This is a genomic window from Pseudomonas sp. 2995-3 (assembly GCF_002742565.1).
In the GTDB taxonomy this organism is placed as follows: Bacteria; Pseudomonadota; Gammaproteobacteria; order Pseudomonadales; family Pseudomonadaceae; genus Aquipseudomonas; species Aquipseudomonas edaphica.
Map to the genome: position 1 here is coordinate 81,023 of NZ_LJSB01000180.1, position 19,835 is coordinate 100,857.

Here is a 19,835-nt window from a genome sequence, read left to right on the forward strand (position 1 = left end):
GTTGTGCATCAAGTGACTGGCAACCCATAAGCCGTTAACGTACAAATCCCTATTACTGTTCACCCGGCGCTCAAGGCTGATAATGCGATTGGTTTTTTCCACAAAACTCTTCAGCTCCACCCTGGCCCTGCTACTGGCCAGCACCGCCGTGATCGCGGCCCCGCAAACCTACCTCACGGTCTACGGCGAACCGGCCAAGTACCCCACCGGCTTCACCCATTTCGACTACGCCAACCCCAACGCGCCCAAAGGCGGCAGCCTGCGACGCTCAGCCATCGAAATCGGGCGCTTCGACCATGTATTGCCGTACATAGACAAAGGCATCGGCGTCTCCCAGGTCGACGGCTGGCTCTACGCCCCGCTGGCCCAGCGCTCCCTGGATGAGCCCTACACCGTTTACGGCCTGGTCGCTGAAAAAATGGAACGCGCCGACGACGGCCTGTCGCTGCGCTTCTACCTCAACCCCAAGGCACGCTTTGCCGATGGCACGCCGATCACCGCCGAAGATGTACGCTACAGCTTCGACCTGCTGATGACCCAAGGCAGCCTGCGCTTTCGCACCCTGTTCGCCGACGTCAAACACGTCGAAGTCGAAGGCGAGCGCCAGGTGCGCTTCGACTTTTCCAGCAATGAAAACCGCACCCTGCCTCTGGATATCGCCACCCTGCCGGTATTCCCCGAGCATTGGTGGAAAACCCGCGACTTCGCCAACGGTGGCGGCTACGAAGCGCCGCTGGGCAGCGGCCCGTACAAAATCAGCAAAATCGACTCCGGCAGCACCATCACTTTCACCCGCGACCCCGACTGGTGGGGCAAGGACTTGCCCGTCAGCCGGGGCCTGTACAACTTCGACCACTTGAGCCTGGAGTACTTCGGCGACACCGAGGTGGCCCGACAGGTGCTGCGTGGCGGCGCCTATGACTTCAACCGCGAGTTCTCCGCTACGGGCTACTCCATCGGCTACAACGGCCCGGCCCTCGACGATGGCCGCCTGCAACGTGCGCACTTGGCCAAGGAGATGCCGCAACCGGCCCAGGGCTACGTGTTCAACGTGCAAAAACCGATGTTCAAGGACCGCCGCGTGCGCCAGGCGCTGGCGATGCTGTGGGACTTCGAATGGGCCAACCGGCAGATGATGCGCAATATGTACATCCGCCAGCAGAGCTTCTTCTCCAACAGCCCGCTGGCTGCAAGCCAACCGCCGACCCCAGAGGAACTGGCGATTCTTGAGCCACTGCGCGGCCAGGTGCCGGACGAAGTGTTCACCCAGGTGTTCAAGGCGCCGGTCACCGACGGCAGCGGCATGATCCGTGACAAACAGCTGCAAGCCCTGGCACTGCTGGAAGCCGCCGGCTGGACACCCAAGGGCGACAAGCTGGTCAACGCCGACGGCGAGCCACTGGAGTTCACCTTCCTCAACGCCCAGGCCGGCCTTGAGCGCCTGTTGCTGCCGTACAAGCGCAACCTGGCGCAGATCGGCATCACCCTCAATATCCGCCGCATCGACTCGTCCCAGTACGTCAACCGCATCATGGCCCGCGACTACGACATGATCGTCATCGGCTTCCCGGTCACCACCTCGCCGGGCATGGAGCTGTATAACTACTTCGGCTCGCAGGCCGCCTACGACCCTGGCGCGAACAACTACATGGTGCTTAAAGACCCCGCCGTCGACAGCCTGATCAGCGGGCTGGTCAAAGCCAACACCCAGGCGCAGATGCTCACCTATGCCCATGCCCTGGACCGCGTGCTGCAATGGAACTACCTGTGGATCCCCAACTATTACCCGCCCGGCACTTCCGCTGCCTGGTGGAACCGTTTCGGTCGCCCGGCCATCGAGGCCAAGAACGACGAAGCGCTGGAAACCTGGTGGGAAATCAGCCCCACCCCACTGACCAATGAACAGATGAACGCCGAGCTGAAAAAACGTGGAGGTGCCCGCTGATGTTTGCCTATATCGTGCGGCGCCTGCTGCTGATCATCCCCACGCTGGTGATCATCCTGCTGGTCAACTTCGTGATCGTGCAGGCCGCGCCCGGCGGCCCGGTCGAACAGGCCATTGCCCACCTGCAAGGCATCGGTGGCGGCGGCATCGGCGGTGGTGGCGGCGAAGCCGTCAACGGCTCGCGCGCCAGCCGTGGCCTGGACCCCAAATTGATCAAGGACATCGAAAAGCAATACGGCTTCGACAAGCCCGCGCCGGAACGCCTGTGGCTGATGCTCAAGAACTACGCCCGGCTGGATTTCGGCAACAGCTTCTTTCGCGGCAAAAGCGTGATCGACCTGATCCTGGAAAAAATGCCGGTGACCATTTCCCTCGGTTTATGGGCCACCCTGATCACCTACCTGGTGTCGATCCCCTTGGGGATTCGCAAGGCGGTGCGCCACGGCAGCAGTTTTGACGTATGGAGCAGCACCGCGATCGTCATCGGCTATGCCATGCCGGCCTTCCTGTTTGCGATGTTCCTGATCGTGCTGTTCGCCGGTGGCACCTCGCTGAACTGGTTCCCGGTGCGTGGGCTGGTCTCGGAGAACTTCGACGAACTCAGCACAATCGGCAAAATTGCCGACTATTTCTGGCACCTGGTGTTGCCTGTCAGCGCGTTGGTGATCGGCGGTTTCGCCACGCTGACCATCCTGACCAAAAACTCATTTCTCAATGAAATCACACGCCAGTACGTGGTCACCGCCCGCGCCAAGGGTTTGAGTGAACGCCGTGTGCTCTACGGCCATGTGTTTCGCAACGCCATGCTGTTGGTAATCTCGGGGATTCCCCAGGCCTTTATCAGCGTGTTTTTTGCCGGCTCCCTGCTGATCGAGGTGATCTTTTCCCTCGATGGCCTGGGCCGCATGAGCTACGAAGCCGCCGTATCCCGCGACTACCCGGTAGTCTTTGGTTCGTTGTTTATCTTCACCCTGTTCGGGCTCTTGATAAAACTCATCGGTGACCTCTGCTACACCCTGGTGGACCCGCGTATCGACTTCGCCGCGAGGAACGCCTGATGCTTAATCTGTCTCCGGTGGCCCGTCGGCGTTTCGAGCGCTTCAAGAAGAACCGCCGTGGCTGGTGGTCACTGTGGCTGTTTATCGGCCTGTTTATCCTGACCCTGGGCGGCGAGTTGATCGCCAATGACAAACCCTTGGTGCTGAGCTTCAAGAACGAACTGTATTTCCCGGTGTTCAAGCGCTACACCGAGCAGCAGTTCGGCGGCCAGCTGCCGTTCCAGGCCGACTACCGCAGTGACTACGTGCAAAAGCTGATCAAGCAGGACGGCGGCTGGATGCTGTTCCCGCCGATCCCGTTCAGCGACGACACGCCCAACTACGAACTGACCCGCCCTGCCCCCAGCCCGCCCTCGACGGTGAACTGGCTGGGCACTGACGATCAATCCCGCGATGTGCTGGCGCGCGTGATCTTTGGCGCACGGGTGTCGATCCTGTTTGCCCTGGCGCTCACGGCCATCAGCGCCGCCATCGGCATTGCCGCCGGCGCCTTGCAGGGTTACTACGGCGGCTGGGTCGACCTGCTCGGCCAGCGCATTCTGGAAGTGTGGTCCGGGCTGCCGGTGCTGTACCTGTTGATCATCCTGTCGGGTTTTGTCGAGCCGAATTTCTGGTGGCTATTGGGGATCATGGCGTTGTTTTCCTGGCTCGCCCTGGTGGACGTGGTGCGCGCCGAGTTCCTGCGTGGGCGCAACCTGGAATACGTCAAGGCCGCACGCGCCCTGGGCCTGGGCGACGGCAAGATCATTCGCCGGCATATCCTGCCCAATGCCATGACCGCCACCTTGAGCTACCTGCCATTTATCCTGACCGGGGCGATTTCGACCCTTAGCGCCCTGGATTTTCTCGGGTTCGGCATGCCCGCCGGCAGTGCGTCCCTGGGCGAGCTGATCGCCCAGGGCAAGCAGAACCTGCAAGCGCCCTGGCTGGGCCTGACGGCGTTTTTCACCCTGGCGCTGATCCTGTCGCTGCTGGTCTTTATCGGCGAGGCATTACGTGATGCCTTCGACCCACGCTCATGAGTAATTGCGTATGAACCTGATCGAGATCCGCGACCTCAGCGTCGCCTTCAGCGGCCAGACCGTGGTGAGCAAACTGTGCCTGGACGTGCGCCCTGGCGAATGCCTGGCCTTGGTCGGCGAGTCGGGTTCGGGCAAGTCGGTAACCGCCCACTCGATTCTGCAATTGCTGCCAGACGCGGGCACGCACACCACAGGCTCGGTGAAGTATCGCGGCCAGGAGCTGATCGGCGCGTCGACGGCCACCTTGCAAAAGCTGCGCGGCAACCGTATTGCGATGATTTTCCAGGAGCCGATGACCTCGCTCAACCCGCTGCACAGCATCGAAAAACAGATCGGCGAAACCCTGCTGCTGCACAAGGGCCTGGGCGGCAAGGCGGCGCAGTCACGCATTCTTGAGCTGCTCGAACTGGTGGGCATCCAGAAACCCCAGGAGCGCCTCAAGGCTTACCCGCATCAACTCTCCGGCGGCCAGCGCCAGCGGGTGATGATCGCCATGGCCCTGGCCTGCGAGCCGGAGCTGCTGATTGCCGACGAACCCACCACCGCGCTGGACGTGACCGTGCAGCGCAAGATCCTGCTGCTGCTCAAGTCGTTGCAACAACGCCTGGGCATGTCGCTGCTGCTGATCAGCCATGACCTCAACCTGGTGCGCAGCATTGCCCAGCGTGTGTGTGTAATGCGCGCCGGGGAGATTGTCGAGCAGGCCGACTGCGAGACGCTGTTCACTGCGCCGCAACACCCCTACAGCCGCCTGCTGCTGGATGCCGAGCCGTCCGGCGATGCGCTGTGCAGTGATGAACGTGAGACGGTGTTGCAAGTCGACGACCTGAGCGTGCAATTCCCCCTCGGCGGCGGGCTGTTCAGGCGCAAAACCTGGCTGCGCGCAGTCGACGGCATTAGCCTTAGCGTGCAGCGCGGCAAAACCTTGGGGATTGTCGGCGAGTCCGGCTCGGGCAAATCCACCCTCGGCCAGGCGATCCTGCGCTTGCTCGATTCCACCGGCAGTATCCGTTTTCAGGGTGAAGCCCTCGACCCGCTGAACAACCAGCAGATGCGCCCATGGCGCAAGCAGATGCAGGTGGTGTTCCAAGACCCGTTCGGCAGCCTCAGCCCGCGCATGTCGGTGCAACAGATCATCAGCGAAGGCCTGGAAGTGCACGCGCCGTGCAGCCTGGCCGACCGCGATGCGCAAGTGATCCAGGTGCTCAAGGACGTGGGCCTCGACCCCGCCAGCCGTCATCGTTACCCCCATGAGTTTTCCGGTGGCCAGCGTCAACGCATCGCGATCGCCCGCGCCTTGGTGCTCAAGCCTGCGCTGATGCTGCTGGATGAACCGACCTCAGCCCTCGACCGCACCGTGCAGAAACAAGTGGTGGCGCTGTTGCGTGAACTGCAGGAAAAATACGGCCTGACCTATCTGTTTATCAGCCACGACCTGGCGGTGGTGCGGGCCATGGCCCACGACATGATCGTGATCAAGGACGGCAAGGTGGTGGAGCGCGGCGCGAGCCATGTGGTGTTCGACGCGCCGCAACATCCCTACACCAAAGAGCTGCTGGCGGCGGCGCACATTCCCTTGTAGGCGCTGGCTTGCCTGCGATGGCGATCTTGAGGACGCCATCGCAGGCAAGCCAGCTCCCACAGGACCGTATTCCAATCATATTTTGCGTTGGCAGTGTGAGCATGAACATCAGCGACAGCCTCAAGGACTACCAGCAGGTTCGCGGCCTGGCCATCCAGTCGCTGTTCGAGATCATCGAGCAGTCCAGCGAAGGCACGGTGATTGTCGATCGCGACGCGAATATCGTGTGGATGAACGAGCGCTACGCCAAACGTTTTGGTCTTAAAAGCGCCGATGAAGCCATCGGCCAGCCGTGCGAGCAGGTGATTTCCAATAGCCTGTTACGCCAGGTGGTGCGCAACGACCAGCCGATTCTGCTGGATATCCAGGACACGCCCAAAGGCCCGCTGGTGGTGATGCGCCTGCCGATCCACGATGACGCAGGCGTGGTGATCGGCGCGATTGGATTTGCGCTGTTCGATGAGCTGCGCAACTTGTCGCCGCTGATCGAGCGCTACCTGAGCATGCAGCAGGAGCTGGCCTCCACCCGTTCGCTGCTGCGCTCGCGCCAGAGCAAATACAACTTCGCGCATTTTATTGGCACCAGCGCCGCCAGCCTGGAAGTCAAACGCCGGGCACGACGCAGTGCGAGTGCGGAGTCGCCCGTGTTGCTGCTGGGCGAAACCGGCACCGGTAAAGAGTTGCTGGCCCAGGCCATCCACGGCGCATCAACGCGCGCCCATAAAGCATTTGTCAGCATCAACAGCGCGGCCATTCCCGGCGACCTGCTCGAAGCCGAGTTCTTCGGCACCGCACCGGGCGCCTTCACCGGCGCCGACCGCAAGGGCCGCCCCGGCAAGTTGCAAATCGCCCAGGGCGGCACGCTGTTCCTCGATGAAATCGGCGACATGCCACTGCCGCTGCAAAGCAAACTGCTGCGGGTGTTGCAGGAAAAGGAATACGAGCCGGTGGGCTCCAACGAAATGGTGCACAGCGATGTGCGGGTGATCGCGGCCACGTCCATGGACCTGGAAGCGGCGATCAAGCGCGGCGAATTCCGGGCGGACTTGTATTACCGCCTGAACGTGCTGCCGATCCAGGTGCCGCCGTTGCGTGAGCGCCTGGAAGATATTCCGGCGTTGAGCGAGGCGATTCTTGAAGAGTTGCGCAGCCAGCATGAGCTTGACCGCGAAGCCTTGGCGTTGCTGGCGCAGCACGCGTGGCCGGGGAATATCCGTGAACTGCGCAACGTACTGGAACGCGCGGCGTTGTTGAGTGATGACCTGGTGCTGGATGCCGAAGAGATTCGCGCGGCGATCGGCACGTTCAGCCCGGTGGCCCGTGGGCGGGTGGAGACGGTCGAGGGCGAGACATTTGCGGCGGCGCGGGAGCGCTTTGATCGGCAGGTGATTGCGGCGGCACTCAAGGCCTGTGAAGGCAATGTGGTGGAAGCCGCCAAGCGGTTGGGGCTGGGTAGATCGACCCTGTACAAAAAAATGGTGGCATTGGACATGAGCGAGTCTCAATAAATAGACACAATTCCACAAACAAAGACAGCCCACTGTGGGAGCTGGCTTGCCTGCGATAGCGGCCCATCAGTCAATACCTATTGAGCTGAACCACCGCTATCGCAGGCAAGCCAGCTCCCACTTTTGATCCTTGCCAGTCTCAAAAAAGAGACAATCTCAAGAATTGCACCCGCACAAAATAATAATATCTATATATTTCAACAACTTAGTCAATTGGCACACATCTCGCTATAGCCCCTCTCCAACGCACCACCCCCACAAAAATAACAATTCGATCTGGAGACACACCATGAGTGTGATCATTGCCCTGGCAGCCCTCGCGCTGCTGATGCTGGCCGCCTACCGTGGCTACAGCGTGATCCTGTTTGCCCCCATCGCCGCCCTCGGCGCCGTGCTGCTCACCGACCCCTCCGCCGTCGCCCCCGCGTTTACCGGGGTGTTCATGGAGAAAATGGTCGGCTTCATCAAACTGTATTTCCCGGTGTTCCTGCTCGGCGCGGTGTTCGGCAAGCTGATTGAGCTGTCGGGCTTTTCGCGCTCGATTGTGGCCGCCGCCATCCGCTTGCTTGGCACGCGCCAGGCGATGCTGGTGATTGTGCTGGTCTGCGCCCTGCTCACCTACGGCGGCGTGTCGCTGTTTGTGGTGGTGTTTGCGGTGTACCCGTTTGCGGCGGAGATGTTCCGCCAAAGCAACATTCCCAAGCGCCTGATCCCGGCGACCATCGCCCTCGGTGCGTTTTCGTTCACCATGGACGCCCTGCCCGGCACGCCGCAGATCCAGAACATCATCCCCAGCACCTTTTTCAACACCACCGCCTGGGCGGCGCCGTGGCTGGGTTTGATCGGCACGGTCTTCGTGTTCTGCACCGGCATGCTCTACCTGGCGCGCCAGCGCAACAAGGCACAACGCGCCGGTGAAGGTTATGGCACCGAGCTGCGCAACGAGCCGGAAACCGCCGACAACCTGGCGCTGCCCAACCCGTGGGTCGCGCTGTCGCCGCTGATTCTGGTGGGCGTGATGAACCTGCTGTTCACCCACTGGATCCCGCAGTGGTACGGCAAGACCCACAGCCTCAGCCTGCCGGGCATGAGCGCGCCGGTGACCACCGACATCGCCAAGCTCACGGCGATTTGGGCGGTGCAGGCGGCGTTGCTGGTGGGCATCGTCATGGTGCTGGTGTTCGGCTGGTCGGCGATCAAAAGCAAACTCGCCGAAGGCAGTAAAAGCGCGGTCAGCGGCGCGCTGCTGGCGGCCATGAACACCGCCTCGGAATACGGCTTTGGCGCGGTGATCGCCTCGCTGCCGGGCTTTCTGGTGCTGGCGGACTGGCTCAAGGGCATCCCCAACCCGCTGGTCAACGAAGCGATTACCGTGACCCTGCTGGCCGGTATCACCGGCTCTGCCTCCGGCGGCATGAGCATCGCCTTGGCGGCCATGTCCGAGAGCTTTATTTCGGCGGCCCATGCGGCCAATATCCCCCTTGAAGTGCTGCACCGGGTTGCGGCCATGGCCAGTGGCGGCATGGACACCCTGCCCCATAACGGCGCGGTCATCACCCTGCTCGCGGTCACCGGGTTGACCCACCGCGAAGCCTACAAGGACATCTTCGGCATCACGATCATCAAGACCCTCGCGGTGTTCGTGGTGATCGGTACTTTCTACGCCACTGGCATTGTGTGAGGTTTTCATGACGACTTTGAATGGCAAGACCGCCCTGGTTACCGGCTCTACCAGCGGCATCGGCTTGGGCATCGCACTGAGCCTGGCCAAGGCCGGCGCCGACCTGATCCTCAACGGCTTCGGCGACGCCAGTGCGGCGGTCGCCCAGGTGCAGGCGTTCGGCGGCAAGGTCGGGCATCACCCGGCGGACGTCAGCGACCCGGCGCAAATTGCCGACATGTTTGCCTACGCCGAGCGCGAGTTCGGCGGCGTCGACATTCTGGTCAACAACGCCGGTATTCAGCACGTGGCGGCCGTGGAAGACTTCCCGGTGGAACGCTGGGATTCGATCATCGCGATCAACCTGTCGTCGGTGTTCCACAGCACGCGCTTGAGTTTACCGGGCATGAAGGCCAAGGGCTGGGGGCGCATCGTCAATATCGCGTCGGTGCATGGTTTGGTCGGTTCGGTGGGCAAGGCGGCCTATGTGGCGGCCAAACACGGCGTCATCGGATTGACCAAGGTGGTGGGCCTGGAGACCGCCACCGGTAACGTCACCTGCAATGCCATCTGCCCAGGCTGGGTGTTGACGCCGCTGGTGCAAAAGCAGATTGATGATCGCGCGGCCAAGGGCGTTGATCCGCAGCAGGCGCAGCATGATTTGCTGGCCGAGAAACAGCCGTCGCTGGAGTTTGTGACGCCGCCACAGCTGGGTGAGTTGGTGTTGTTCCTGTGCAGTGAAGCTGGCGCCCAAGTGCGCGGCGCCGCGTGGAATATCGACGGTGGTTGGCTGGCCCAGTAAATCAGGCACTGAAGATCACTTGTGGGAGCTGGCTTGCCTGCGATAGCGGTGGGTCAGTAACCAATGAGCTAACTGACCCACCGCTATCGCAGGCAAGCCAGCTCCCACAGTTTCGACCTGTGTTGGCTGGAGGTTTTGTACAAAAACAAGAGATTGCGCAAATGTCCGAGATCCTCTGGCAACCCTCCCCCGAACGCATCGCCAACACGCGAATGGACCAGTTCCGGCACTACATCAACCAACGCTACAGCCTGCAGCTGCGTGACTACCCCGCCCTGCACCAATGGAGCATCGACCAGCGCGCCGACTTCTGGCAGGCGATCGTCTCGTTTTTTGAGGTGCAGTTTCGCAGCCCGCCCAGCACCACGCTGATCGAAGGCGCGGCAATGCCCAGCGCCGAGTGGTTCCCAGGCGCGACCCTGAACTTTGCCGAACACCTGCTGCGCCGTCGGGATGCTCACCCGGCGGTGGTGGCGGTCAGCGAAGAGGGCCAGCGCGAACAACTGACCTATGCCGAACTGGCCGAGCATGTCGCAGGCTTGCAGCGCAGCTTGCGGGCGGCCGGTGTAACCCAGGGCGACCGCGTGGCTGCGTGCATGCCCAACACCTGGCAAACCCTGGTCGGCATGCTTGCCACCACCAGCCTGGGCGCGATCTGGTCGTGCTCCTCGCCGGACTTCGGCACACAAGGCGTGATCGACCGTTTCGGCCAGATAGAACCCAAAGTGTTGATCACCTGCGCGGGCTACCGCTACGCCGGCAAAAACATCGACCAAAGTACCAAACTCAATGAAATCCTCGAACGCCTGCCGTCCCTGGAACAGTTGATCATCGTGCCGTATGCCCGGCCCCAGGCGCGCAGCGAGGACTACCGCACCCACGCCAGGGTTGTACTGTGGAACGACTTCTACTCACCCGGCGGCGAGCCTGAATTTGTCCCGGTACCGTTCGATCATCCGCTGTATATTCTTTACTCCAGCGGCACCACCGGCGTGCCCAAGTGCATCATCCACGGCACCGGCGGCGTGTTGCTCACCCACCTCAAGGAACACGGCCTGCACGCCGACCTGTCGCGCGAAGACTGCCTGTTCTACTACACCACCTGCGGCTGGATGATGTGGAACTGGCTGGTGTCAGTGCTGGCCCTGGGTGCCACGGCGGTGCTGTATGACGGCTCGCCGTTTCACCCCGGCCCCGAGCGGCTGATCGACCTGATCGACGCGGAAAAAATCAGCGTATTCGGTACCAGCCCCAAGTTTCTCGCCACCCTGGAAAAGGCCGGCCTGCAACCGCGCCTGAGCCACGACTTAGGCAGCCTCAAAGGCCTGATCTCGACCGGCTCGCCGCTGTCGCCGCAGAGTTACGACTATGTGTACCGCGAGATCAAGGCCGAGTTGTGCCTGTCGTCAATGTCAGGCGGCACCGATATCGTCTCCTGCTTTGTGATCGGCAACCCGGTGCTGCCGGTGCGGCGCGGCGAAATGCAGTGCAAGAGCCTGGCCATGGCCATCGAAGTGTGGGACGACCAGGGCCAGCCGCTGGTCGGGGAAAAAGGCGAGCTGGTGTGTACCCGGCACTTTCCGGCCATGCCGATTGGCCTGTGGAATGACCCCGACCAGAAAAAACTGCGGGCTTCGTATTTCAGCCAGTTCCCCGGCGTGTGGGCCCAGGGCGACTACGCCGAACAGCGCCCCAATGGCAGCCTGCTGATTCATGGGCGCTCCGACGCGGTGCTCAACCCCGGCGGTGTGCGCATCGGCACCGCAGAAATTTATCGCCAGGTGGAAAAAGTCCCGCAGGTCCTGGAAAGCCTGGCCATCGGCCAACGCTGGCAGGACGATGTGCGGGTGGTGTTGTTTGTGCGGCTCAACGAAGGCATCACGCTGGATGACGCGCTGGAGCAGCAGATTCGTCAGGTCATCCGCGCCAACACCACGCCGCGCCATGTCCCGGCGAAGATCCTCGCCGTCGGCGACATACCGCGCACCATCAGCGGCAAGATCGTCGAACTGGCGGTGCGTAATGTGGTGCATGGCGAGCCGGTCAAAAACACCGATGCCCTGGCAAACCCGCAGGCGCTGGAACAGTTTCGCAATCGCCCTGAGCTGGCGGACGGATGAAAGGTTTCAGCTCTGACGCACTGATTTGAAGACAACCCCTCAATGCATGCTATTTTTCGAGGGGTAGTCAGCCGTTCCCGTCTCGCGGGATAATCGGCTGTTGTCGTATTTCAAAGTGTCAGGTGCAGGGCTTTTTCATGAATGGAACATCCACCGGTAGCGAAGCCGCCGCATTGATTGCGCGGCTGAACTGGGCGCAAAGCCCGCTCGGTGAGGCCGATGACTGGCCGCAAAGCCTGCGCACAGCCGTCGATATCGTCGTTCATTCACCGATGCCGATGCTGCTGTTGTGGGGCAGCCAGCTCACCCAGCTCTATAACGACAGCTTCGCCGTGCTCGCGGGCAACAAGCATCCCGAGGCGCTGGGCCGACCGGCCCATGACACCTGGCCGGAGCTTGAGAGTTTTACTGCGCCGATCTACGACGCGGTGCTCGGCGGCCAGGTGCGCACCTTCAGCGAACAGCGCTTTGTGCTGCAACGCAATAACCGCGACACCGAAATCTGGCTCGACCTGACCTACAGCCCGGTGCGCGACGAAGGCGGCAGCGTGGCCGGGATTCTGGTCACCGCCATCGAGACCAATGAGCGGCGCAGCAAAACCCTCGAACTGCAACAGCGCTCCGAAGACAGCCTCAAGGCCCAGCACAACAGCGAACAACGCCTGCAACTGGCACTGGCGGCAACCGATGCGGTGGGCACCTGGGACTGGGATATCGGCGAAGACCGCTTTATCGCCGACGCCCACTTTGCCCACTTGCACGGTGTCGACCCGCAAGACGCCGGCCTGCTCCCCATCAGCGACTACCTGCACGGCGTTCACCCCGAAGACCGCGGCATGGTCGCGCGCAGCATCAAGCATTGCATCACCTTCGGCACCGAATACGCCGAGGAATACCGCCTGCTGCAGGCCGATGGCGAGGTGCGCTGGGTGTTTGCCCGCGGCCGCTGCTACAAGGACCACCAAGGCCGCCCGGCGCGTTTCCTGGGGGCAGCGCTGGACCTGACCGAACGCAAGCAGACCGAACAGGCGCTGCGTCAAAGCCAGACCGAGCTGCAACTGATCATCAACGCCATGCCGGTGCTGATCGGTTATGTCGACCACGAGCAGCGCTTTCGCCTCAACAATAGCGCCTACCTCGATTGGTACGGCATGACGCCCCAGGAGCTGTACGGCAAAAGCATCCGCGAAGTACTCGGCGACGAGGTGTATGCCGGGCGCGCGGACAAGATCGACGCCGCGCTGCGCGGCAAGGCCTGCAGCTTCATGACCATCACCCCGCACCGCGACGGCCGGCCGCGCCATGCGCTGATGAAGTACTTGCCGCGCTTCAGCAATGACGGCTCGGTGAATGGTTTCTACATTTTTGTGATCGATGAGACCGAACGCAAACTCACCGAAGAAGCCCTGCGCCACCTCAACGAAAACCTTGAAGAACGCGTGGCCCAGCGCACCCAGGCATTGGCCGAGGCCAACCAGCGCCTGCAAAACGAGATGTTCGAGCGTGAGCGCGCCGAAGACGCACTGCGCCATGCACAAAAAATGGAAGCGGTCGGCCAGCTCACCGGCGGTATCGCCCATGACTTCAACAATATGCTCACCGGCATTATCGGCAGCCTGGACTTGATGCAGCGCTATATCGCCGCCGGGCGCAGCGACGAAATCGGCCGTTTTACCGATGCGGCCGTGTCGTCCGCCCATCGCGCGGCCGCCCTCACCCACCGGCTGCTGGCCTTCTCCCGCAGGCAGTCGCTGGACCGCCGGCCACTGGACCCGAACGAGCTGGTGGCGTCCCTGGAAGATTTGTTCCGTCGCACCAAAGGCGCGCATATCACGCTCAAGGTGCAATTGGGCAAAGATATCTGGCCGGTCAACACCGATGCCAGCCAGCTGGAAAACGCCTTACTCAACCTGGTGATCAATGCTCGCGACGCGATGCCCGACGGCGGCGAATTGCGCATCGAAACTGCCAACAGTTACCTGGACGGCACCGACATCACCACGCTGGAGCCGGTCAAGGCCGGCGACTACGTGATGCTCGGCGTCTGCGACAACGGCACCGGCATGGCGCCGAAGATTCTCGCCAAGGCCTTCGACCCGTTCTTCACCACCAAGCCCATCGGCCAGGGCACCGGCCTGGGGTTGTCGATGATCTACGGCTTTGCCCAGCAATCCGGCGGCCATGTGACCATCCAAAGCGAACCCGGCCAGGGCACCTGCGTGCGCCTGTACCTGCCGCGGTTGCACGGCACCGCGCTGGAAAGCAACCTGCCGCCGCATTTGGGCGAAGCGCCGCTGGCACTCGCCGGTGAAGCGGTGGTGGTGGTCGAGGATGACCCGGCGGTGCGCATGCTGGTGGTCAATGTGCTCGCCGAGCTGGGCTACACCGCTCACCAGGCGGCAGATGCGCGCACCGCGCTGCCGCTGCTGGAATCGGACCTGCGCGTGGACCTGCTGGTCACCGATGTCGGCCTGCCGGGCATGAACGGCAGGCAACTGGCCGAAATCGCCCGTCAGCACCGGCCGGGCCTGCGCGTATTATTCATGACCGGTTACGCTGAACAAGCCGCCGAGCGCCAGGGCTTCCTGGAGGACGGCATGGACATGGTGGCCAAGCCGTTTTCCATTGATCTGCTGGCGACTAAAATCCGCAGCATGATCAACGTCGACGAATGAGTTCAGGCATAATCGCGCGCCGTCGCACACCTGGTAGAACCTTATGAAAGCCCAAGCCCGTCATATTCTGGTGAAAACCAGCGAAGAAGCCGAACAGCTCAAACAGCGCATTGCCAAGGGCGAAGCGTTTGATGTGCTGGCCAAAAAGTACTCCACTTGCCCCTCCGGCAAGCGCGGCGGTGATTTGGGTGAAGTGCGGCCTGGGCAGATGGTGGGGGTTATTGATGCGGTGATCTTCAAGAAGCCGGTGAAAGTGGTGCACGGGCCGATCAAGAGCAAGTTTGGTTACCACCTGGTGCAGGTGTTTTACCGCGACTGAGGGGTTGGCTCAGGACCGCTATCGCAGGCAAGCCAGCTCCCACACTTGAGCGCATTTCAACTGGAAAAATGCAGTCAAATGTGGGAGCTGGCTTGCCTGCGAACCGCCGCAGGCGGCCATTCACCGCGCAATCAAAGCCCCGGGCACCTGAATCACCCTACTCGCCAACCGATGCCCGGCCAACGCCGCCTGTTCAGGCGAGCCGCCCTTGAGCCGACTGGCCAAATACGCCGCACTGAACGAGTCCCCCGCCGCCGTCGTATCCACCACCTTCTCGACCTTCAGCGCCGGCACCGCAAAGCGCTCGCCATTACAACGGATCAAGCACGCATTCGCCCCGCGCTTGAGCACCACTTCTGCAATCGCCGGGTACGCCGCGAACACCTGCTCGCTGTTGGCATAACCAAACAACGCGCGCTCGTCATCCTCGGTCAGCAGGGCGATATCCACCTCGGCCAACACCTGGTGATACGCCGCGCGCGCCGCGTCGACACTCGCCCACAGGCGCGGGCGATAATTGTTGTCGAACACCACCTTGCCACCGCGCCGGCGCGTTTCGATCAGGGTTTGCAGCAAGCGCTCACGCCCGACTTCACCCAGTACCGCCAGGGTGATGCCGCTGAAATACACCACGTCGTAGTCCGGCAACGCCGCCAGGATCGGCTCGGCTGCCGGCGTGGTAAAGCAGTCGCGCACAGCGGCTTCGTTGCGCCAGTAGAGGAATTTGCGTTCACCGTTGGCGTCGGTCTGGATGCAGTACAACCCCGGTAGACGCCCGGGCAGGCGCTGGACCATGCCCAGGCCAAGGCCTTCGGCGGTCCATTGCTGGCACATGGCATCGCTGAAACTGTCATCGCCCAGGGCGGTCACGTAGTCGACCGTGCCAACGGTGCCCAACTCGCGGCGCAGGTACACCGCCGCGTTCAAGGTGTCGCCGCCGAAGCTCTGTTGCAGGCTGCCATCGGCGCGGTGTTGCAGTTCGATCATGCATTCGCCGATCAGGGCGATGCGGGGAGTTGTGTTCATGCCTGGGGACTCTTGGTGTGTGGGAGGGCCTCATCGCAGGCAAGCCAGCTCCCACAGCTGGAATGCATTTCAACTTCAAAGGTGGGAGCTGGCTTGCCTGCGATGGCCACGACGCGGTCTAGAAGCAGGTATCCAAGGATTCAACGACCTGCAACCGCTCATCCACCAGGCAACCCACCTGCCACTTGTCAAAGGTCAGGCACGGGTGCGAAGTGCCAAAGGAGATGATGTCGCCGATACGCAACTCAACCCCCGGCGCCACCGTCATGAACGCATGCTGGTCCATCACCGCCGTGACTTTGCACGCGGTTACATCATCGCCTTCAGCCGGCACAATCCCGGCCTTGTAGCGCTTGAGCGGCACCGGCAAACCGGCGTCGTAGGCCACGTCACGCTTGCCCAGGGCAACCACCGCAAAGCCAGGCTCGGGCATCGATTGCACGTGGGCCCAGACTTCCAGGGCCGGGCGCAGGCCTTCGTTGAGGTCGCCGCGACGATCAAGCACGCAGCACTGCGCTTCTTTGTAGATGCCATGGTCGTGGGCCACATAGCTGCCGGGGCGCAACACGCTGAGGAAGCGCCCGGCGGCGTTTTGCGCTTCGAACGACTCGGCGATCAGGTCGTACCAGGCCGACCCCGAGGCGGTGATGATCGGCTTGGGCAAGTCGAACGAGCCATTGTTTTGCAGGTCCACGGCCAGGCGCACCAGGCTGGCGGCGAAGTCACGGATGCCGCTGACGGCGTGTTCGCCGTGGATCACACCTTCGTAGCCTTCAATACCCGTCAGGGCCAGGGCCGGTTGGGCCTTGATTGCCTTTGCCAGCTCGCGCACTTCCTGCTCGCTGCGGCACCCGCAACGGCCACCGACCACGCCGTATTCGATCATCACGTTCAGGCGCAGGCCACGGGCGGCGAAAAACAGCCCCAGGTCAGCGACGTTGTCCGGATGATCAACCATGCAGTGAAAGTCAAAATCCGGGTCCGCCAGCAGGTCGGCGATCAGCGCCATGTTCGGCGCGCCCACCAGCTGGTTGGCCATCAATACGCGGCGCACGCCACCGGCATAGGCGGCGCGGGTCTGCACGGCGTTAGCCAGGGTGATGCCCCAGGCGCCCGCCTCGATCTGACGCTGGAACAGCGCCGGCATCATGCTGGTTTTGCCATGGGGCGCGAGCTCTGCACCGCTGTTGCTGACAAATGCCTGCATCCAGCGGATGTTGTGTTCCAGTGCATCGCGGTGCAGCACCAGGGCCGGCAGGCTGACGTCGCGGACCAGATGGGCGCCAATGGCGGCGGCGCCTTTTTCAACGGCATTGAGGGCAGACATGAAGTACTCCTATTCGTTGATACGCCGGGCCAGGTTATTGGCGCTGTCAATCAACACCCGGCGATAGTCGTTGTAGTTTTTGGTCGCATCGGCGCGCGGTGCAACGATGCACAAGGTCGCAATGCTGATGCCCTGCGCGTCCCGCACCGGGGCGGCAAAGCAATGGGTGAAGGTGTCGGCCACGCTGTCGAAGGAGAAAAACCCATCGAGGGTGGCTTGACGGATTTGCGCCAGGAAGGTTTCCAGCGGCAGGCGCTGGCCGTCCGGCAGGATGAAGTCGTCGTAGTCGATCAGGTCGATGATCTGCTGGTCGCTCAAGTGCCCCAGCAACAAGCGCCCGGAAGCGGTCCAGGGGATTGGCGCGTTTTCGCCGATGTCCGAGGAGATACGAAAATGCCGCTCGCCTTCGCGCATCAGCGCCACCGTGTATTTGCGCCCGTTAAGCAGGCACATCTGCGCGGTTTCATGGGTCTGGCTGACGATCTCCTGCAAGGCGTGGTCGGCCTCGCGGGTCAGGTCGAAATGGCGCAGGTGCGCCTGGCCGAGAAAGTACAGCTGGCGGCCGAGGTAGACGTGACCGTCCTTGCCCACCGTTTCCAGAATGCGCCGCTCCAGCAACGACGCGACCAGTTCATAGACGGTGGATTTGGGGCTGCCGATGCCGCTGGCAATATCATTCGGGCGCAGGGGCTGGCCGATCTCCTTGAGAAAATCGAGGATATCGAATGCACGGTCCAGTCCTTTGGCGCGGCGTTTGATGGTGTCTTCGGTCATGGCAGTCGTCGATCCGGTCATAGTGGTAATGCTGCACAGTGATACCCTGTGGGAGCGGGCTTGCCCGCGATGGCGGTGGTTCAGTTACCCAGGGCTGCCTGACACGCCGTCATCGCAGGCAAGCCAGCTCCCACATTGGATTTCAGTGATCTCAAGAGAGTGGCATTTAGCCTTTTTTCTTGTAGGCCACGCAATCGATCTCGACCTTGCAGTCCACCATCATGTTGGCCTGCACACACGCGCGTGCCGGGGCGTGTTCCGGGGTGAAGTATTCGCCGAACACTTTGTTGAAGCTCCAGAAGTCCCGTGGGTCTTCCAGCCATACGCCGACGCGCACCACGTCTTTGAGTTCGTAACCGGCCTCCTCCAGAATCGCCACCACGTTGCGCATGGTCTGGCGGGTTTGCTCGATGATGCCGCCGGTGATGATTTCACCGTCTACCGCCGGCACCTGGCCCGACACGTAGAGCCAGCCGTCAGCTTCCACGGCGCGGGCGAAAGGTCGCGGCTGGCCACCACCGGCGGTGCTGCCGGCGCCGTAACGAGTAATGCTCATAAAAATTGCTCCTGATTAAAAACGAATGTTCTTCAAAAATTCCGCCAGGCGCGGCGATTGCGGGCGTTCGAAGATGTCTTTCGGCGCGCCCTGCTCTTCAATGCGGCCCTGGTTCATGAAGACGATCTTGTCCGACACTTCATAGGCAAAGCGCATTTCGTGGGTGACCAGCAACATGGTCATGCCCTCTTCCGCCAACCCCTTGATCACACTGAGCACTTCGCCCACCAGTTCCGGGTCGAGGGCCGAGGTGACTTCATCAAACAGCATCAGGCTGGGGTTCATGGCAATGGCGCGGGCAATCGCCACGCGCTGTTGCTGACCGCCGGAAAGTTGACCGGGGAAGTGATTGCGGCGTTCCAGCAGACCTACGCGGTCCAGCCATTTTTCGGCCAGGGCCACAGCCTCGTCCTTGCCCATCTTCTTGACCTTGAGCAGGCCAAGGGTGACGTTTTGCAACGCGGTCAGATGCGGGAACAGGTTGAATTGCTGGAAGGCCATGCCGGTCATCGCACGGTGCTGGGCAATCACCCGCTCGGGGTGGCGCACGCGTTTGCCGGCGATTTCGCTGTAGCCGATGGACTCGCCGTCCAGGCTGATCTGCCCGCCCTGGAACTCTTCGAGCAGGTTGACGCAACGCAGCAAAGTGGTCTTGCCCGAGCCGCTGGAGCCGATCAACGTCACCACGTTGCCGCGCTGCATGGACAGGTCGACGCCCTTGAGCACCTCGACCTGGCCATATTGTTTGCGCAGGCCACGAATGTTCAGCAGCGGTTGGTTGGTTTGAGGTTGGTTCATGGCAAGGCCACCCGCTTTTCAATGTAGCAACCGAATAACTCGATGGCGTAGTTGATGACAAAGAACAGAAACCCGGCGAACAGGTAGAACTCCAGGGTCATGAAGGTACGTGCGATGACTTGCTGGGTGCTGAGCAGCAGTTCGGCCACGCCGATCACCGAGAGCAAGGTCGAGGCCTTGACGATTTCGGTGGAGGAATTGACCCAGGTCGGCAGGATCTGGCGCAACGCCTGGGGCAACAGCACGTAGGTCAGCGATTGTTTGAACGTGAGCCCAATCGCCTTGCCCGCTTCCAATTGCCCACGGGGAATGGCTTGCAGCGCGCCGCGCACGATTTCCGCCACGTGGGAGCCGCAAAACAGCGTCAACCCGACGGCGCCGGCCTGGAACGCGCTGATCTGCCAACCGAGCGCCGGCAGCATGTAAAAACACGCCAGCACCAGCACAAACACCGGCGTACCGCGCACCAGGTCGACGTACAGACGAAACGGCGCGCGCATCCAGAACTTGCCGTAGGTGAGGATCAACCCGGCAAAGATACCGATCAGCGTGCCAAAGATAATCGCCAGCACCGAGCAATAAATACTGGTTTGAAACCCCGCCCAGAGCGTATCCCGGGCGATCCACAACTCATGCAGCCAGCTTGGGGACTCGTACATGCAA

At 62.0% G+C, this 19,835-nt stretch carries 16 protein-coding genes; 10 read left to right on the top strand and 6 right to left on the bottom strand.

Annotated elements, in window-relative coordinates; genetic code table 11:
• The first annotated feature begins 82 nt into the window (after positions 1–82).
• The 10 genes from AOA62_RS15975 (at position 83) to AOA62_RS16020 (ending at position 14,691) form a co-directional block, all read left to right on the top strand.
• A complete protein-coding gene (locus tag AOA62_RS15975) occupies positions 83–1,945 on the top strand; it encodes an extracellular solute-binding protein (RefSeq protein ID WP_099549135.1) in 1,863 nt (620 codons plus the stop codon).
• A complete protein-coding gene (locus AOA62_RS15980) occupies positions 1,945–3,003 on the top strand; it encodes a microcin C ABC transporter permease YejB (RefSeq protein ID WP_056859497.1) in 1,059 nt (352 codons plus the stop codon). The genes AOA62_RS15975 and AOA62_RS15980 overlap by 1 nt, the downstream gene beginning before the upstream one ends.
• Complete coding sequence (locus tag AOA62_RS15985; protein ID WP_056859498.1) at positions 3,003–4,025, top strand: ABC transporter permease; 1,023 nt, start codon at positions 3,003–3,005, stop codon at positions 4,023–4,025. Before AOA62_RS15980 ends, AOA62_RS15985 begins: the two co-directional genes overlap by 1 nt.
• A gap of 10 nt (positions 4,026–4,035) precedes the next feature.
• Positions 4,036–5,607: an ABC transporter ATP-binding protein gene (locus AOA62_RS15990; RefSeq protein ID WP_017136941.1), complete on the top strand. Its 1,572-nt coding sequence runs from the start codon at positions 4,036–4,038 to the stop codon at positions 5,605–5,607.
• A 101-nt stretch (positions 5,608–5,708) separates the two neighbouring features.
• Entirely contained in the window at positions 5,709–7,115 is a 1,407-nt protein-coding gene (locus AOA62_RS15995) for a sigma-54-dependent Fis family transcriptional regulator (protein ID WP_099549136.1), read from the top strand.
• Positions 7,116–7,404: 289 nt separating this feature from the next.
• A complete protein-coding gene (locus AOA62_RS16000) occupies positions 7,405–8,796 on the top strand; it encodes a GntP family permease (RefSeq protein ID WP_099489563.1) in 1,392 nt (463 codons plus the stop codon).
• Positions 8,797–8,803: 7 nt separating this feature from the next.
• Complete coding sequence (gene hbdH / locus AOA62_RS16005; protein WP_099549137.1) at positions 8,804–9,577, top strand: 3-hydroxybutyrate dehydrogenase; 774 nt, start codon at positions 8,804–8,806, stop codon at positions 9,575–9,577.
• A gap of 161 nt (positions 9,578–9,738) precedes the next feature.
• Positions 9,739–11,697: an acetoacetate--CoA ligase gene (locus AOA62_RS16010; RefSeq protein ID WP_099549138.1), complete on the top strand. Its 1,959-nt coding sequence runs from the start codon at positions 9,739–9,741 to the stop codon at positions 11,695–11,697.
• Between the two features lie 137 nt (positions 11,698–11,834).
• Positions 11,835–14,372, top strand: a complete 2,538-nt coding sequence (locus AOA62_RS16015; protein ID WP_099549139.1) for a PAS domain-containing protein — start codon at positions 11,835–11,837, stop codon at positions 14,370–14,372.
• Positions 14,373–14,415: 43 nt separating this feature from the next.
• Positions 14,416–14,691, top strand: a complete 276-nt coding sequence (locus AOA62_RS16020) for a peptidylprolyl isomerase (RefSeq protein WP_010564624.1) — start codon at positions 14,416–14,418, stop codon at positions 14,689–14,691.
• 120 nt (positions 14,692–14,811) lie between these two features.
• On the opposite strand, the gene AOA62_RS16025 is transcribed toward AOA62_RS16020, so the two are convergent.
• The 6 genes from AOA62_RS16025 to AOA62_RS16050 form a co-directional block, all read right to left on the bottom strand.
• Positions 14,812–15,717 carry a sugar kinase gene (locus AOA62_RS16025; protein WP_099549140.1) on the bottom strand — a complete coding sequence of 302 codons (906 nt, stop codon included), beginning with the start codon at positions 15,715–15,717 and terminating at the stop codon, positions 14,812–14,814.
• Between the two features lie 118 nt (positions 15,718–15,835).
• The gene (locus AOA62_RS16030) at positions 15,836–17,044 is read right to left on the bottom strand and encodes an amino acid deaminase (protein WP_099549141.1); all 1,209 of its coding nucleotides are present in this window, start codon (positions 17,042–17,044) and stop codon (positions 15,836–15,838) included.
• A gap of 9 nt (positions 17,045–17,053) precedes the next feature.
• Positions 17,054–17,818, bottom strand: coding sequence for an IclR family transcriptional regulator (locus tag AOA62_RS16035; RefSeq protein WP_017135913.1), 765 nt, complete (start codon positions 17,816–17,818; stop codon positions 17,054–17,056).
• A 166-nt stretch (positions 17,819–17,984) separates the two neighbouring features.
• The gene (locus tag AOA62_RS16040; RefSeq protein WP_010210958.1) at positions 17,985–18,374 is read right to left on the bottom strand and encodes a RidA family protein; all 390 of its coding nucleotides are present in this window, start codon (positions 18,372–18,374) and stop codon (positions 17,985–17,987) included.
• Positions 18,375–18,389: 15 nt separating this feature from the next.
• Positions 18,390–19,172 carry an amino acid ABC transporter ATP-binding protein gene (locus AOA62_RS16045; RefSeq protein WP_017135914.1) on the bottom strand — a complete coding sequence of 261 codons (783 nt, stop codon included), beginning with the start codon at positions 19,170–19,172 and terminating at the stop codon, positions 18,390–18,392.
• Positions 19,169–19,831, bottom strand: coding sequence for an amino acid ABC transporter permease (locus AOA62_RS16050; protein ID WP_099549142.1), 663 nt, complete (start codon positions 19,829–19,831; stop codon positions 19,169–19,171). The genes AOA62_RS16045 and AOA62_RS16050 overlap by 4 nt, the downstream gene beginning before the upstream one ends.
• Positions 19,832–19,835: the final 4 nt, after the last annotated feature.